Here is a 14,378-nt window from a genome sequence, read left to right on the forward strand (position 1 = left end):
CTCACTCCCCGTGTGGCCGGCCTCGTTGTTCGTCGCTATGACGAAGATACTCCCTCACGGCGTCACTGCGTTCAGGCAACGCAGCCTGTTCGAACAGTGCGGCAGCTTCCTCGAAAATGGCCAGGGAGTCCGGCCGTCGAGCGGACGCGAGCAGTGCCCGGGCCAGAAGGAAATGTGCTTCAGCCGAGGTTTGAGTGGCCAGAATGGAGGAGCGGGCGCACAGGGGTTCGAGGATCGCTGTTGCCTGCTGCATATCACCGCCGAGGAAATACCAATGGGCTCGGACCAACGACATTTCCAGGTGGTCCCGTTCGGAGCCGCCCACAATATCGGTGGCAAGCTCGGCCCTTTCAATGCAACGGAGCGTAGCTGCGTCACTGAGTTTTGCCTGGAGACGCATTTCCGCTGATGCCCGGTTGAATCGCGCCCACAAATCAACGTCTTTGGACGGTGAGAGCCTTTCGGCCGCGAGATCGTGATATCGCCCGCCGTCGTTGACCCGATTGGCAAGGAAAGCAACGTTTCCGATCACCCAATAACCCTTGCCTGCGGTGTCTTCATCGACGTCATCGGTGAGCAGGGTTTCAAGCACGAGGCATTCCCGCCAGGCATCGTCAAGGAGCCGGCTCTCCGCCAGCGCGGCAATCAGTGCTCGCTGGGCGAGGATCTGGACGTACAGCAGTTCGGCGTCGCGCGCAGCGAGTTTCGCCGCGTCAGCGGCCATGGTGGCGGCCTCAGGGAGCCTGCCCAAGCCTTGGAATGCTACGGCGACCATGGTTCCCGCTTTGGCTCCGAGCTCGGGCGAGGACGATGTCAGGCTGTGGTCGTTGAGCTCCAGGGCGACGCTGAGGTATTCCTCAATGCGGCCTTGGTCCCGGAGGCACTCTGCTTGCAGGTACCGCATGTTCCACCAGGACTCGTCATCTCCGGCGTCTGTGGCCAGCCCGGCAGCCTCGCCCGCCAGGCGGTACGCCTCGTCGAAGTCCCGTTCCTTCCATTTGGCGCGCGCGGTCAGGCCGGCAACGAGATGGGAGGCGAGGTGCGGACTTTGCATGTGCCCATTATCCATGTCATTGCGGAAGAAAAGCTCGTATAGTTTGCACCGTGACTTTATTCAAGTCACAGACAACAAATTCGCATCAGTACGAAAGGGCATAGCGGATGAAAAAATTTGCGGCAACCCTGCTCATGGCGGCGGTTCTGGCAGTAACGGGTTTCGCTGCCCCGGCTAACGCCGAGCCTACGCAGGACAGCACAGCAATCGGCTGGTGGCCTAACAGCTACACCACCACCAAGACGAACACCACCAGCATCGGTTGGTGGCCAAACTAAACATTGGGGGAGCGCCTCTCAAGGCCACATAACGTCAATTGATGCCCTGGGCTGCTGCCCGGGGCATCAATTTTTATTTCACAGTATGTCGAGCATTTGTGACCGCAGAGCACTAGCAGGGGGCTCACATTGACAGGGCTGTCACAGCCGGAATCGAGGCGTGATCAGGGCCCGACCACCGGCAATTCGACGGAGACCGTGGTGCCGGAGCCCAAAGTGGAATCCAGGAGAAGACGGCCCATATGGCGGCTGATGATGTCGTGCGCTATGGCCAATCCAAGGCCACTGCCGGGGACCGCTGCTGAGGTGGCGTTGGAAGCCCGGTAGAAGCGGGTGAAGATATGGGGCAGATCATGCTCGGGAATGCCCAAGCCGTTATCTGCGATCTTGACCAGCGCCAGCCCTCCGCCCTCGGAGTCCGAAACGGAGCTGGTAATGCCCACGCGGCCGCCCTCGGGGGTGAACTTGATGGCGTTGGCCACGATGTTGGTGAAGACCTGTTCCAGCTTGGCTTCATCGGCCGTGACTTCGATGTCGTCGGTACCTTCGGTGAAGGACAACGAGACATGGCGGGATTCGGCCAGTGGCCTAAGCGTGGCTACTACCACCTGGAGGAGTTTGGCAATATCCACCGGTTTGAGATCCAGGTTGCTGCCGTCCTGCATGGACACCGTGAGCATGTCCTCGATGAGCCTGCGGAGACGAGTGGAGTTGCGGGCAATGACGTCCAGCATCTTCCTGATGCCGTCAGGGACCGGCCCGCCGGATCCGTCCTGGATCATGTCCAGATAAGCGGTGATGGAGGTCAGGGGGGTCCGGAGTTCGTGGTTGACAGTGGCCAGGAAGTCCGTCTTGGCCTTGTCCAACTGCCTCAGTTGGTGCAGGACCCGCTGTTGGGCGCTGATGAGGTGGCCTTGGATGAGCCCGTGGGCCACATTTCCGGCCACATGCTGCATCAGCGCGATCTCGGGACGGGTCCAATCGTGGCGCTCCTGGACAGTGGAGAGCAGGATGATACCCATGGCGGACCCGCCTTCACCCACGGGCAGAAGGACGGTGGAGACAGGGTTGAGCTCGCCGGACCATTCCCGCAAAGCCTTGGCAATTCCGGAGTCGGGGTCATCGCGGTGGTCTTCCACCGCCAAAACATCGGCGTCTGCCCACAATTTGTTGGCCGCCTCGGTGATGGCGTCTTCACTCTCGCCCAGCCTCGCGGGAAGCATCGGAAGGCCGGGGCGGTTCCACTGTGCACGAATGCTGGGAACGCGTTCGTCGCGGAAGGTAGCGAACCAGACGTGGTCAACGTCCAGCGCCTCACCGAATCCCCGCACCACGTGGTCCGCGATCAATTGGGGATCGTTGGTCTCCCGGATGGCAGATGAGACATTACGGAGGCTTTCGCGCAACGCTTCGATTTCACCGCGCGAACGGGAGCGTTCAGCGGCCCGGCCGATCAGGGTTTCCACCCGGTGAACCAGTTCCCCGGACTGCACTGGGCTGATGATGTAGTCAGCGACGCGCCAGGACTCCACTTCCTGGAGGTCCACGGATTCCCGGGGAGCCAGGATCAGCAGCATGGGGACGCCCGGGCTGCGGAGTCCATGCGCCAGGGAGCTCTCAACCACCGCCACCGAGGGGTTGTGGTGCTGGAGGTGTGAGGCCAGGGCCGCGGCATCCAAGGCCTGGGAAACGTCGAATCCCGCTGCGGCAAGGGCAGTCGTCGTGGTGGCCAAACGGTCCTTGTCTGAATCCGCCACTACTGCGGAGCGGGCATGCTGTACGCCGGCAACGGTCTCGCCCATTGAGCCCCTTCCGTTCCAACGTTTCATTCGCGGTGATTCATGATGTGGCAACACACTATCAGCGGCATTGCGGACAAGGGTGACCGTTGCCGAAATGTACTCGATGAGTCCTGGGCCACACCTTTACTTTGACCTGGGGATTCGACAGCCTTGAGGTTGTCAGCGGGGGAGCACCGCCCGCCTTCCCTGCAACAGCAACAACCAGCGAGGAGCACTGTGGACCACCCAGCAACACCCCAGGATCACCAGGATGTGTCATTTGACCTGGAGCTTGAAGAACCGGGCATCCTTCGCCTGACGTGGCCTCGCGGAGCCAGGATCAGGGAATCCGACGCCCAGCGGGCCATGGACCGGGTGAACGAACTCTGCGGCGAGGACCGTCATCCCATGATCGTGGACATGGCCACCACCGATGACGTCACCCGCGGTGCCCGATCGGTGTTTGCCAAACCTTGCCAGGCGAACCGGATCGCGCTGTGGGGCTCATCTCCGGTGGACAGGGTCATTGCCAACTTTTTCCTTGGCATCATGAAACCACCGTGCCCCACCAAGTTTTTCACCTCCGAAACAGAGGCGTTGGATTGGCTGGTAGAGGCCTAGCGCCACATATATTTGGAGAATGTTCAGCGCCCTGCAGAAGTACCTGTTGATTCCCCGCCTCATCAGGCTCTCTTCCGCTGCGCCCAAGGATCCCCGTACTGCCTGGGAGCAGTTCTGGGGCGATATCCGCTCCACCGGCGCCACGGGCGATGTCCTCTGGGACTCGGGAAGCGACCACGAACTCAACGGGTACCTCCCCAAGATGGCGAAGCTGGACCGTTCGTTGCCGGTGGTGGACGTCGGATGCGGCAATGGCAGCCTCACCCGTCTGCTGGCCGGACACTTCCCGCATGCGCTGGGACTCGATTACTCTGCCAACGCCGTTGACCGGGCGAAGCAAGAGTCAGCAGGAATCACGACGGCGTCCTTTGCAGTTTGCGACATGACGGCACCTGACGCTGCCCGCACGGTTGCAACGGCACTTGAAGCTGCGGGCTGGACCGGGGACGCGAACGTCTTCATCCGTGGTGTTTTGCACGTTCTGGACCGGGACGGACGCTCAGCCTTGGCCGCGAACCTGCTGCCCGTCGTCGGGACCCGCGGCGGTGTCTTCCTCGCAGAGACCAACTTCCCAGGCACGCCTGTGGACTATGTGAGCCATCTTGGCGCCACCCGTCATTCCATCCCGGCCCCGCTGGAGTGGGCCATCAAGGAACTGCCAATGCCTGGCAGGTTCGGGGCTGCCCAACGGTCGAAGGCCTTCCCGGCCTCGGAATGGACCCTTGTGGAGGAGGGCTCAACGAGCATCGAGACGCGCCCCCTGAGCAATCCCTCGGCCCCGGAACTGATCCCGGGCTACTATGCGATGCTCAGGGCCAGCCAACCCTAAGAGTACAAAACTCCTACTTCAGGCCGGCACCCGGAAGGAGCTCAGTGGCTCCAAGGGAGTCGGCGACGAAGGCGTAATCCCAGGCCCGTTCACGCCATTGGACGTACCGGCCCGAGGCTCCGCCGTGTCCGCCGTCCATTTCGATCTTCATGACAATGGGCTCCGAACCGGTGGACACTGAGCGCAGTGCCTGGACCCACTTGGCCGGCTCGACGTACAGCACCCGGGTGTCGTTGAAGGATGTCACCGCGGCGATCTTGGGGTAGGCCACAGCCCCCACATTCTCGTACGGAGTGTAGGACTTCATGTAGGCGTAGGCCTCGGGATCGGTGATGGGGTTGCCCCATTCCTCCCATTCCAGTGCGGACAACGGAAGTTCAGGATCCAGAATGGTGGTCAAAGCATCCACGAACGGCACCTGTGCCACCACTGCTGCGTACTTTTCCGGGGCCATGTTGGCCACCGCGCCCATGAGCAATCCGCCGGCTGATCCACCCATCGCCGCGATGCGCGACGGGTCAACCCAGCCCGATCCCGCGAGCCAGTCCGTTGCGGCGATGAAGTCCGTGAAGGTGTTTTTCTTGGTGAGCTTCTTGCCGTCCTCGTACCACTGGCGGCCGAGTTCGCCGCCGCCACGGATGTGGGCGATCACCATGATGATGCCACGGTCCAGGAGGGACAACCGGGCCACACCGAATCCGGGGTCCATACTCATTTCGTAGGAGCCATAGCCGTACACCAGCCCGGCGTTCCTGCCATCCTGCTGGACCGATGCATGACGCAGCACTGACAGCGGTACCCGGGTGCCGTCGTCGGCCGTTGCCCATTCGCGGGTGGCCACGTAATCCTGCGCTGAGTAGCCGCCCAGGACCGGGCTTTCCTTGCGGAGCAGCAGTTGGCCCGAAGGCAGGCCGGCCGTGGGGAGGACGAAGTCGTACACGCGCGAGGGCGTGAAGTAGGAGGTGTAGCCCATGCGGATCACGGGAGCCTCATAATCCGAACCTGCCACCCCGGCGGTGTAGAGCTCTTCTTCGAAGGCCGGCTCCACGGGTGCTCCCTGGGTATCGGTGCCGAGACCGGCCAAGGGCAGAACCTGGACGCGCTCAATAGTGTCCTTGCGGACGGAAAGGACCACGTGGGTGGACGTCACGCCGGCGCCGTTGACCCGGACGTCGTCGGAATGTTCGACGACGGTCCGCCAGAGTTGTTCTGTCAGCGGCTTGCTGAGCTCAGCGGGGTCCACCAGGCTCACCATCGAGTTGATGGCGTCCTTGTTGTGGGTCAGGAGCAGAGTTTCCCGGCCATCCAGGAGGAAGGGCTCTGCCTCGTAGAGAACGTGGTGGTCGCGGGAGATCACCGTGGTGAGTCCTGCTGCGTAATCGTCGAAGCGGAGCAGGCGGGTCTCACTGAACTCCGAGCAGCCGATGCTCAGAACCAGGTGGCGACGATCTGCGGAGAGATCGAACCCAAGCCACATGGCGACGTCGTCCTCCTGGTAGAGAACCTCATCCTCGGCCACCGGCGTGCCCAAGACGTGGGCCTTCACCTGATATGGACGCCATGAATCATCCACCACGGTGTAGAAGAGGCGCGTGCCATCGGGGGAAAAAGCTACACCGTAGAAGATGTCCTCGATGACGTCCGGGAGGAGTTCGCCGGTGCGCAGGTCCTTGATCCTGAGGGTGAACCGTTCATCACCCGAGTTGTCCACAGCGTAGGCATAGAGGTTGCCGTCCACCGTCACCGCGGCACCGCCAACGCTGAAGAACGGTTGGCCCTCAGCTTCGACGTTTCCGTCCAGGATGACCTGCTCGCCGTCGATCGCTACCCCGGGTTCCACCGACGGGGGTGTCCAGTCCGCCACTGGGTCCCCGGTGTTGTGGGCCTGGACGCGGCATTGGATGCTGTACTCCTTGCCCTCCACCGAGCGGCTGTAGTACCACCAGCCGTCTTTGCGGCTGGGCACGGACAGATCCGTTTCCTGGGTACGGCCCTTGATCTCCTGGAACATGGCTTCACGCAAGGGCTCCTGGTGCGCGGTAACAGCTTCCTGGTAGGCGTTTTCAGCTTTCAGGAGGTCCACCACCTCGGCGGATTCCTTGTCCCTGAGCCACTCGTAGTTGTCCACAAAAACATCGCCGTGGTGTTCACGGCGCATGGGGACCCGCTTGGCGACAGGAGGCACCGCTGCTGATTCCGGAGCAGTGGCAGGGACGGAAGATGTGTGGCTCATGTGGCCACTCTATAGACGGGCTCAGACAAGGAACCAGCAATTTCGCTCAGAGCGCCGGGACCGGCTTCCCGTATTGAGAGTGGTCCATGACTTGGACCACTACGGCTGGATTGGCGTCATGACTTCCGGGGTGCCACCACTCCTTATATTGCGAGCACGTTTTTGTGCCGTACCCGGATATATGGAGGTTCAGATGGTCCTTCTTCAACAGCACAGCGTGCACATAGGCAAGAGAGGGAGTCTTCAAGCGCGTCGACATTCAGACTCACTGCGCCGCTCGAGCGTGGACCTTGAGGTAATCATTCCTGCTTACAACGAGGCCGCCAGGATCCCCGACACCCTGAAACAAACCGTCGATTTCCTGGCCGTCCAGCCGTGGTCTTCGCGGATTGTGGTGGTGGACAACGGCAGTGTTGATGAAACTGCCGCAGTGGTCCGCCGGATCTCGCGGGAAGAAGGGGACATCGTTCCTATTTCCGTCGTGGGGTGCTCCCGGAAGGGCAAGGGCGCCGCGGTCCGCCGTGGCCTCCTCAGCGGAACGTCCAGGTTCACTGGCTTTTTCGACGCCGACCTCGCCACACCGCTGGAAACCCTCACCGAGACCATGGCTCACCTTGCCGACGGAGCAGCAGCGGTGATCGCTTCCCGCCACGCACCCGGCTCAACCCTGGTCCGCCCCCAACACCTCGGGCGCAGGGTGGGAGGCACGGCCTTCCGTGCGCTGACCAAATCAAAGGTCAAAGGCATCCGGGATACCCAGTGCGGATTCAAGTTCTTTGAACGGGATGCCCTCACCGCAGCCATGGTGCAGTGCCGCAGTACCGGGTTCGCCTTCGACGTTGAGCTTCTGCTGCGCCTGCAGGACAACGACGCCAGCATTATCGAACTTCCCGTGGCATGGACGGATGGGGCCGCATCAACGTTCCGCCCCTTCCAGGATGGGGTAGCCAGTTTTGCCTCGGTGATCCAACTTCAGCGGGCAACACCATGACCTCCGGCCTTCCTGAGATAAACGCCCCGGCCCTTCTCGCAGGAAAGCATGTGCTGGTGCTCAACTGGCGCGACGTCCAGCATTCACAGGCCGGCGGCGCCGAACAGTACATGCATGAGATTTCCAGGAGGTGGGTACAGAACGGCGTCCAGGTCACCTGGTTTACAGGTCGCGACGACGGCCAGGCGCCGGAGGACGTCATCGATGGCATCCGTATCCTGCGGGGAGGCGGAGCGCTGTCCATCTATGGACATGCCGCGCTCAGGCTCCTGCGGACCGGCGGCCAATTTGATGCCGTGGTGGATTGCCAGAACGGGATACCGTTCTTTTCGCCGTTGTTCCTTCCTCGGGAACTGCCGATCATCCAGGTGATACACCACGTACACCAGGAGCAGTTCCGCACCAGGTTCTCGCCGCCTCTGGCTGCCGTGGGCCGGTTCTTGGAAAGCTCGGGAGCCAAAACGGTATATGGGCAGCGGTCCATTGTTGCGGTATCGCCCTCCACCCGGCTGGAGTTGAGGAAGCTCGGGTTTTCGGGTCCTGTCCACGTGGTGCCGAACGGAACCATTGACATCCCCGATGCCGTTGCCGACCGAGCGCCTGAGCCGACCATCGCCGTCGTCAGCCGTTTGGTGCCGCATAAGAGGCTGGACCTGCTGATGGGCCAGTTTGCTGTGGCGGCGCGCAGCGTCAAGAACCTGCGGATGGACATTGTGGGGGACGGCCCGGAGCGCCCACGACTGCAGCAGTTGGTGATGGACCTTGGCCTGGACCACGCAGTAACGTTCCATGGCTACCAGCCCAACGACGTCCGTGACAGATTGTTGAGTCGGGCTTGGTTAACGGCCTCCACCTCGGCCTCGGAAGGCTGGGGTTGTTCGGTGATCGAGGCCGCCGCGTGGGGCGTTCCCTGCATTGCCCTGCGAGTGCCCGGCATACGGGATTCGGTAGTGGACGGCAGAACCGGCTGGCTGGTGGACACCCCCAAGAAATTCGGAGTCGCACTGGTCGAGGCAATTACCGCCATGCATGATCCGGACGCGGCGCTGGACGTTTCGGTTGAGTGCCGGGAATGGGCCCGCTGTTTCACCTGGGACCGTAGCACCAGGCTCCTCACAGGAGCCCTGTTGGAAGAGGAAAAGATGCGGCGTGATGGTGGGGACCCGCGTTCATGCCACTCTGACCTGTCCACCTTGGTGCGCTTCGAGCGGCCCGAGGATGCCGATCTTCAGTCCATCCTCCGCAGGACGGATGAAGTTGCTGTCACCGAGGACGGACAGCTCGCTGTCCTGATGAAGGGACGTGACGAGTTCGAGGCCTTCGCGGCCATGCAAAGAATTGGCGTGACCTCTGCGGAGGTCCGTTCCGCCGGACGCACTGCTTTGCTGGCCGGTCCCGGGAGCGCTTTCACTCCCGCCGATGCCTTTGACGGCCAGTAACGGGCGTTCATCCATGGATCCATCCCAGAAAACAATGACTCTTGCTGTGCGTCAAAGACCCAGGGCAAACCGGAGGGCTTCGGACAAAGACCCGGGAATCGCCGCGAACAGCGGCTTCCTCGCAGTGTCGGCAGGGGTTGTAGGCGTCATGAGTTACGCCTGTACCCTCCTCATGGCCACCAAGCTGGACACTGCGGACTACACCATGTTCGCCGCCGCAGCGATGATCCTGGGGGTTGTGGGAATCGTGGCCAATGCTTTGGTCCCGCTTCCTTTGTCCCACGTTGTTGCCGTCCACCCGGCAGGTTCCGAGGAGCGCCGTAATGGCGTTGCGTTCTCGGTCTTCGTTTCCTGCCTGGCGGGAGTTGCCGCGGCAGCGATCTCAGGCAGCGTGACGCTCGCGCTCGCCGACCCCGGCCTGGCCGCAGTGGTGGCGCTCGCAGCCTTCGTCATCTTCCTGGCGAATGCACCCGCGGGGTGGCTGCAGGGCGAGCTCCGTTTCACCTGGTACGCACTCTCCACCGTGGGTGAGGTTCTCTTGAGGCTCATCTTCAGCATCGTGGTGATTGCCATGGCATGGGGTGCGGGGGGAGCAGTGTTCGGCTTCGTTGTGGGATGCCTGGCACCGTTGGTGGTGCCGTGGTCCTTCTACCGGGACCTGCGGTGGCGTCCGCGGGTTCTGTTGGAGAAGTGGAGATGGGCCGAAACCAGTGACATCGCCTCCGTTCTCGGCGTTGTCTCTGTGTTGGTGGGCGTCGACGTCGTGGTGGTCGGCTTCCTGGACGGCGGCTCGGCCGAAGCTGCAGGCTTCCAGGCGCTTGCGACCATCGCCAAAGGGCCGGTCTATGTGGCAGCCGGAACCGCATTGGTGGCCTTCCCGTTGCTGCGCACGCCCGGTGCCAAAGCAGGTGAGGTCCTGGGTGCAGCCTTTGCCTCATTCGGGCAACTTGCCGTGGTGGCCTTCGCCATCATCGCTACAGCCCCGCCGTTGATGGCCGGATTCATTGTTCCTCAGAAGTACCACGGTTCCCTGGGGCTCCTGCCCTGGTTGGCTGCTTCCGGCCTGGGCTACGCGGTCCTCATGGTTGTGTCCACGGTCCTGCTTGCTTTGCGGGCCTATCGCCGATGCCAGATTGGCTTGGCCTGCGCGAGTGTGTTGGTGGTGGGCGGCCTGTGGGTTGGCTGGCAAGTCAATGCAGTCACCGGCATGGCTGTGGGCTCCGCAGTGGGAGCCGTCATGGCCGGTGGTGTGCTGGCTCTCCTGGCACGCCCGGTACTCATTGCGGCTCACCCCGGCCGGGGCGCCGGCCCGTTCCTGCTTCTGGCCGGCGCCTTGATAGTGGCGCTCGCTGTGGCCGCCCAGGTCCAGCCCTTGGTGTGGCTGGCCCTGGCCACTGTCAGCGGCCTCATGGTTCTCGCTCATCAACGGGGGCTGCTGCCGCACAGAAACGACTTCAAAATTTCACGACGACGCCGGGAAGCCAGCGGGCGGTCGGCTGGCGATCGGGCCGGTGGCAGCCGCCGCCGGGCTGTCAAGCGCGGAGATGTCCGCCATAGTCACGGCGACCACAGTCCATGGCCTCCCAACGCCCGAAGGATGGAAAGACAGCTATGAGAGTTTTGCATTTGGGATTCGAAGATCCGGGCATGCCCGGGGCCGGCGGAGGATCCGTGCGGACCCACGAAATCAACCGTCGGCTGGCAGCAAAGGGTTACCAGGTCACGGTGCTCACCACCCGGTATCCGGGCTGGACGGAACGCGTGGAGGACGGTGTGCACTACGTGCCGATCGGGTATGGATCCGGCCGCAATCGGCTGACCCGGTTGGTGGCCTACGTGGCACGGCTGCCTTTCGAAGCGAGCCGGCGCCGATCATCGATTGACTTGGTGGTGGAAGATTTTTTCGCCCCGTTTTCCACCATGGCAGCCCCGCTATGGACCCAACGTCCCACCATTGGAGTTGTCCAGTGGCTCCATGCCAGGGACAAGGCCCGGCAGTACAAGTTGCCGCTGCATTGGATGGAGCGGCTGGGGGTACGGAAGCACCGAAGACTCATCGCTGTTTCGCAGGGCATAGCCGAACGGTTGAAGAAACTGAATCCAGACGTTCATGTGGACGTGATCGGCAATGGTGTGGACCCATGCGTGTGGCGCAACCCGCCGCGCGTTGGAAAGGATGTCCTCTTCATCGGCCGTCTGGAGTACGGGCATAAGGGGCTTGACCTGCTCCTGCAGGCTTGGTCCCAAGCGTGCAGCAGAGTTGAAGGAAATCTGCTGATTGCCGGCACCGGTCCGGACGAAGACAGGTTGCGTGCTGCCGTCCAGGAAGCGGGTCTGTCCGAACGTGTTCAGCTGCTGGGCTGGTTGTCCGGGGAAAGGAAGTTCACGACCATCAGCGAGGCCCGTCTGGTGGTGGTGCCTTCCCGGCACGAGACATTCGGCTTGGTGGCCATTGATGCCTTGGCTTCTGGTACGCCAGTAATTGCTTTCGATATCCCATGCCTCAGAGAGATCCTCCCTGCTGGGACCGGATGGCTTGTCACCCCCTTCGATGTCACTGCTTTCGCCCATGAGATCGCCACCCGTTATTCCCAGGCTGGGCTGGAGCAGGTGGCTGCCGAAGGTCGCCTGTTTGCCGCCGGCTACGACTGGGATGCGCTCGCAGACCTGCAAGCCCAGGCCTACGTCACAGCACTTGCTGAACTGAACACCTCCCAACCCCGGCAGGAGCTACTCCGCCGTGCAGAAAGGGCCTGAATGCAGTTCCAATCCAGAGTTGATCGTTCCCTGGCCGGAGACGCTCCCTGGCTGTTCTTGTCACCCCATCTGGACGATGCTGTGTTGTCCTGCGGGGCTCTCATCGAAGCGCAGGCCCAGGGGCGTCAGATTATCGTTGCGACTCTTTTCACTGAGTCATCACCGGCTCCGCACACCCGCGCGGCAGGGTCGTTCCTGCGTCAGTGCACCGTCCCGGATGCCGGGGAACTCTTCGAGGCCAGAAGGTCCGAGGACCGGGCCGTGCTGGAAAACATGGGAGTCCAGTCCTTGCATCTAGGGGAAGTGGATGCGCTGTTTCGACGCCGGAGCAAACCGGCCATGGTGGGAAGCAGTGCCTGGGACAGGCTTCTTCCGGAATTGACTCACAGATACCCCACCTACCGGTTCGACATCGCCTTGGGCAGAATCTCCAGAGGGGACCGGGAGATGGTACGGCTGCTGCGGGAACGTGTTGCCGGGCTCTTGGAACTGACCGGGGCTGAGCTGCTCTTTTGCCCCGCGGGAGTGGGCCGTCACATTGACCATCTGATCACCCGCGACCTTGGCAGGGACCACCCGGACCATCTTGTGATGTACTCCGACTTTCCCTACGACCTGGTGGCCGGACCGGATGAAGCGTACCTGTCCACCAGAGGATTGGCGCGGTGGTCCTGGGACAGGGGCCTGGACACCAAGCCCGGCCGCATCAGGCAGTATGCCACGCAGGCCGACGCCTTGTTTCCTTCAGGGGAGATTCCCCTGATTCCGGAAACCTACTTTGTGCCCGCAGCGCCGTCGGGAGTGCAATGACTTCGCTTCACCGCGCTGATCCGGCACCGCTGAGGTTCACAGCGCGACGTTCTGCCGGGAAGCGGCGTCAGGTAACTCAGCGCCCATTCCGGGCCGCGGCACTCGTGGGACTGCTGGCCTTGGTATTTCGGGTGGTTGGAGTCCAGCGGGCAAACGATGTCTTCATCGACGAAGTGACGTACGCAGATCTGGCCCGGCAGATGGCAGACGGGCAGATGCCAACAATTCTGGGCGCTCCGTTTTTCCTGCACCCGCCGGGCACCTACGCCCTCAACGCCCTGGTCATCCGTGGCTTTGGCCTTCAAGGGAATTCGATGGATCTGGCGCTGCAGTTGCGGTGGGTCAACAGCATCCTGGGGGCAGTGACGGTGGTCGTGTGCTTCCTGGTGGTTTGCCGTCTGGTGGGCATCAGAGCGGCGGCGGTGGCAGGGGTGATCCTGGCGAGCGATCCCTTCCTCCTCCGCATGGACGGCCGTTTGATGATGGAAACGCCGGCCGGGTTGGCCGTTCTGACGGGTTGGCTCCTGGTCCTCATGGCGCTTGAATGCCGGAAGGGACGGGAACGCTGGTGGCTGGAGATCAGCGCCGGGTTGGTGTTCGGGCTGGCGATCGTCATGAAAGACATGACAGCCGTGTTCACTGTGGTTCCGCTCGTCGCCGGGGTGCTGTGGCGCAGAACCCTACCGCCGTTCACTGCCTGGCGGATTCTCGCCTCAGCGGTGGTTCCTTATGCGGTGTACCTGTTTTTCATGACCGCCATGGGACTTCTTCCACAGTTTGTTGACCAAAAATCGGTAGGCATTCTGAGGATGGTGGGCGCGGTTCAGATGACTGGTTTCAATTCGGTCTCCGAAGTAAGCCTCGCAGACCGCCTCGTGGATCTTGTGGGACGGTTCGGCACCAGCTATATGCTCTTGGGACTTTCCGTCCTGGCTGGCGCCATTGCCGCCACCTCGCCTGCGGTGAATCGTCGCGTCATTGGTTTGTTCTCAATCTTCACGGGCCTGGTTGGTGTTTACTCCGTGTTTTTTGGAGCTGCGGAAGAACAATTTGGTTACTGCGTGGTCCTGGCCGGGTTGGTCTCACTACCCGTTGCTGCGGTGATGGTTGTGGCGTGGCGGCCCCGGCTTGGACGGTTTGTGGTAGTGGCCACAGCACTCATGACCGGCTTTAGTCTCTTTCTGGGGGTTCAAGCACGCTCCGCCGTAGATGACGGGCTGTTCCAGGCCCGTAGTTGGATGATGGCCGAGCTGCCTGCATCGGCGAAAGTGGGCTTGACGTCCGTGACGGGTGAATTCGCTTTGCTTCCCCATGAGAACTGGGAGGTTCTGCCCTCATTGGAATCCTTGAGGGACGGTGACGCCCAGTACGTTCTTACCCAAGGCAGGCAGCTAAGCCAAGGGTATGGTTTTGCTTCGCCTGGCTTTTTGCAGTGGCTGCAGAACAATGCCGCGCCCGTCTTTACCTTTAGCGGACCAACGTCGGGTGAGACCGTTGTGTGGCGACTGGACCGAACCAAGCTGGAGGCTGCGGTTTCAGGTGGGCTGACACTGCCGCCGGTATCAGGTGGGTACAGGTGAAGCGT

General features: G+C 62.2%; 12 protein-coding genes. 9 read left to right on the plus strand and 3 right to left on the minus strand.

Annotation, left to right across the window (positions count from 1 at the left end; all coding sequences use genetic code 11):
- Window position 1: 1 nt before the first annotated feature.
- Window positions 2-1,054: a hypothetical protein gene (locus tag M1D51_RS04930; RefSeq protein WP_458108750.1), complete on the minus strand. Its 1,053-nt coding sequence runs from the start codon at window positions 1,052-1,054 to the stop codon at window positions 2-4.
- A 107-nt stretch (window positions 1,055-1,161) separates the two neighbouring features.
- Here M1D51_RS04930 and M1D51_RS04935 point away from each other — a divergent pair, with 107 nt between their 5' ends.
- Window positions 1,162-1,332 (plus strand): hypothetical protein, encoded by a 171-nt coding sequence (locus tag M1D51_RS04935; RefSeq protein ID WP_172323700.1) that lies wholly within the window; start codon window positions 1,162-1,164, stop codon window positions 1,330-1,332.
- 164 nt (window positions 1,333-1,496) lie between these two features.
- Here M1D51_RS04935 and M1D51_RS04940 read toward each other — a convergent pair whose 3' ends face one another.
- Window positions 1,497-3,134 (minus strand): ATP-binding protein, encoded by a 1,638-nt coding sequence (locus M1D51_RS04940; RefSeq protein ID WP_458108751.1) that lies wholly within the window; start codon window positions 3,132-3,134, stop codon window positions 1,497-1,499.
- Between the two features lie 216 nt (window positions 3,135-3,350).
- On the opposite strand from M1D51_RS04940, the gene M1D51_RS04945 reads away from it, so the two are divergent.
- Together M1D51_RS04945 and M1D51_RS04950 are read left to right on the plus strand one after the other, a co-directional pair.
- A complete protein-coding gene (locus M1D51_RS04945) occupies window positions 3,351-3,734 on the plus strand; it encodes a DUF7793 family protein (RefSeq protein WP_458108752.1) in 384 nt (127 codons plus the stop codon).
- A gap of 19 nt (window positions 3,735-3,753) precedes the next feature.
- The gene (locus tag M1D51_RS04950) at window positions 3,754-4,563 is read left to right on the plus strand and encodes a class I SAM-dependent methyltransferase (RefSeq protein WP_458108753.1); all 810 of its coding nucleotides are present in this window, start codon (window positions 3,754-3,756) and stop codon (window positions 4,561-4,563) included.
- Between the two features lie 13 nt (window positions 4,564-4,576).
- Here M1D51_RS04950 and M1D51_RS04955 read toward each other — a convergent pair whose 3' ends face one another.
- Window positions 4,577-6,796 (minus strand): S9 family peptidase, encoded by a 2,220-nt coding sequence (locus tag M1D51_RS04955; RefSeq protein WP_458108754.1) that lies wholly within the window; start codon window positions 6,794-6,796, stop codon window positions 4,577-4,579.
- A gap of 283 nt (window positions 6,797-7,079) precedes the next feature.
- On the opposite strand from M1D51_RS04955, the gene M1D51_RS04960 reads away from it, so the two are divergent.
- Genes M1D51_RS04960 through M1D51_RS04985 form a run of 6 tightly spaced genes read left to right on the plus strand, consistent with a single transcriptional unit; the run spans window position 7,080 to window position 14,373 of the window.
- Window positions 7,080-7,787 (plus strand): glycosyltransferase, encoded by a 708-nt coding sequence (locus M1D51_RS04960; protein WP_309138415.1) that lies wholly within the window; start codon window positions 7,080-7,082, stop codon window positions 7,785-7,787.
- Complete coding sequence (locus M1D51_RS04965) at window positions 7,784-9,226, plus strand: glycosyltransferase family 4 protein (protein WP_458108755.1); 1,443 nt, start codon at window positions 7,784-7,786, stop codon at window positions 9,224-9,226. The genes M1D51_RS04960 and M1D51_RS04965 overlap by 4 nt, the downstream gene beginning before the upstream one ends.
- A 46-nt stretch (window positions 9,227-9,272) precedes the next feature.
- A complete protein-coding gene (locus M1D51_RS04970) occupies window positions 9,273-10,841 on the plus strand; it encodes a lipopolysaccharide biosynthesis protein (RefSeq protein WP_458108756.1) in 1,569 nt (522 codons plus the stop codon).
- Window positions 10,838-11,983 carry a glycosyltransferase family 4 protein gene (locus M1D51_RS04975; RefSeq protein WP_253951614.1) on the plus strand — a complete coding sequence of 382 codons (1,146 nt, stop codon included), beginning with the start codon at window positions 10,838-10,840 and terminating at the stop codon, window positions 11,981-11,983. The genes M1D51_RS04970 and M1D51_RS04975 overlap by 4 nt, the downstream gene beginning before the upstream one ends.
- Window positions 11,984-12,793, plus strand: coding sequence for a PIG-L deacetylase family protein (locus tag M1D51_RS04980; protein ID WP_172325037.1), 810 nt, complete (start codon window positions 11,984-11,986; stop codon window positions 12,791-12,793).
- Complete coding sequence (locus M1D51_RS04985) at window positions 12,790-14,373, plus strand: ArnT family glycosyltransferase (protein ID WP_458108757.1); 1,584 nt, start codon at window positions 12,790-12,792, stop codon at window positions 14,371-14,373. The genes M1D51_RS04980 and M1D51_RS04985 overlap by 4 nt, the downstream gene beginning before the upstream one ends.
- Window positions 14,374-14,378: the final 5 nt, after the last annotated feature.

The sequence above is a fragment of the Arthrobacter sp. R3-55 genome (assembly GCF_054161505.1).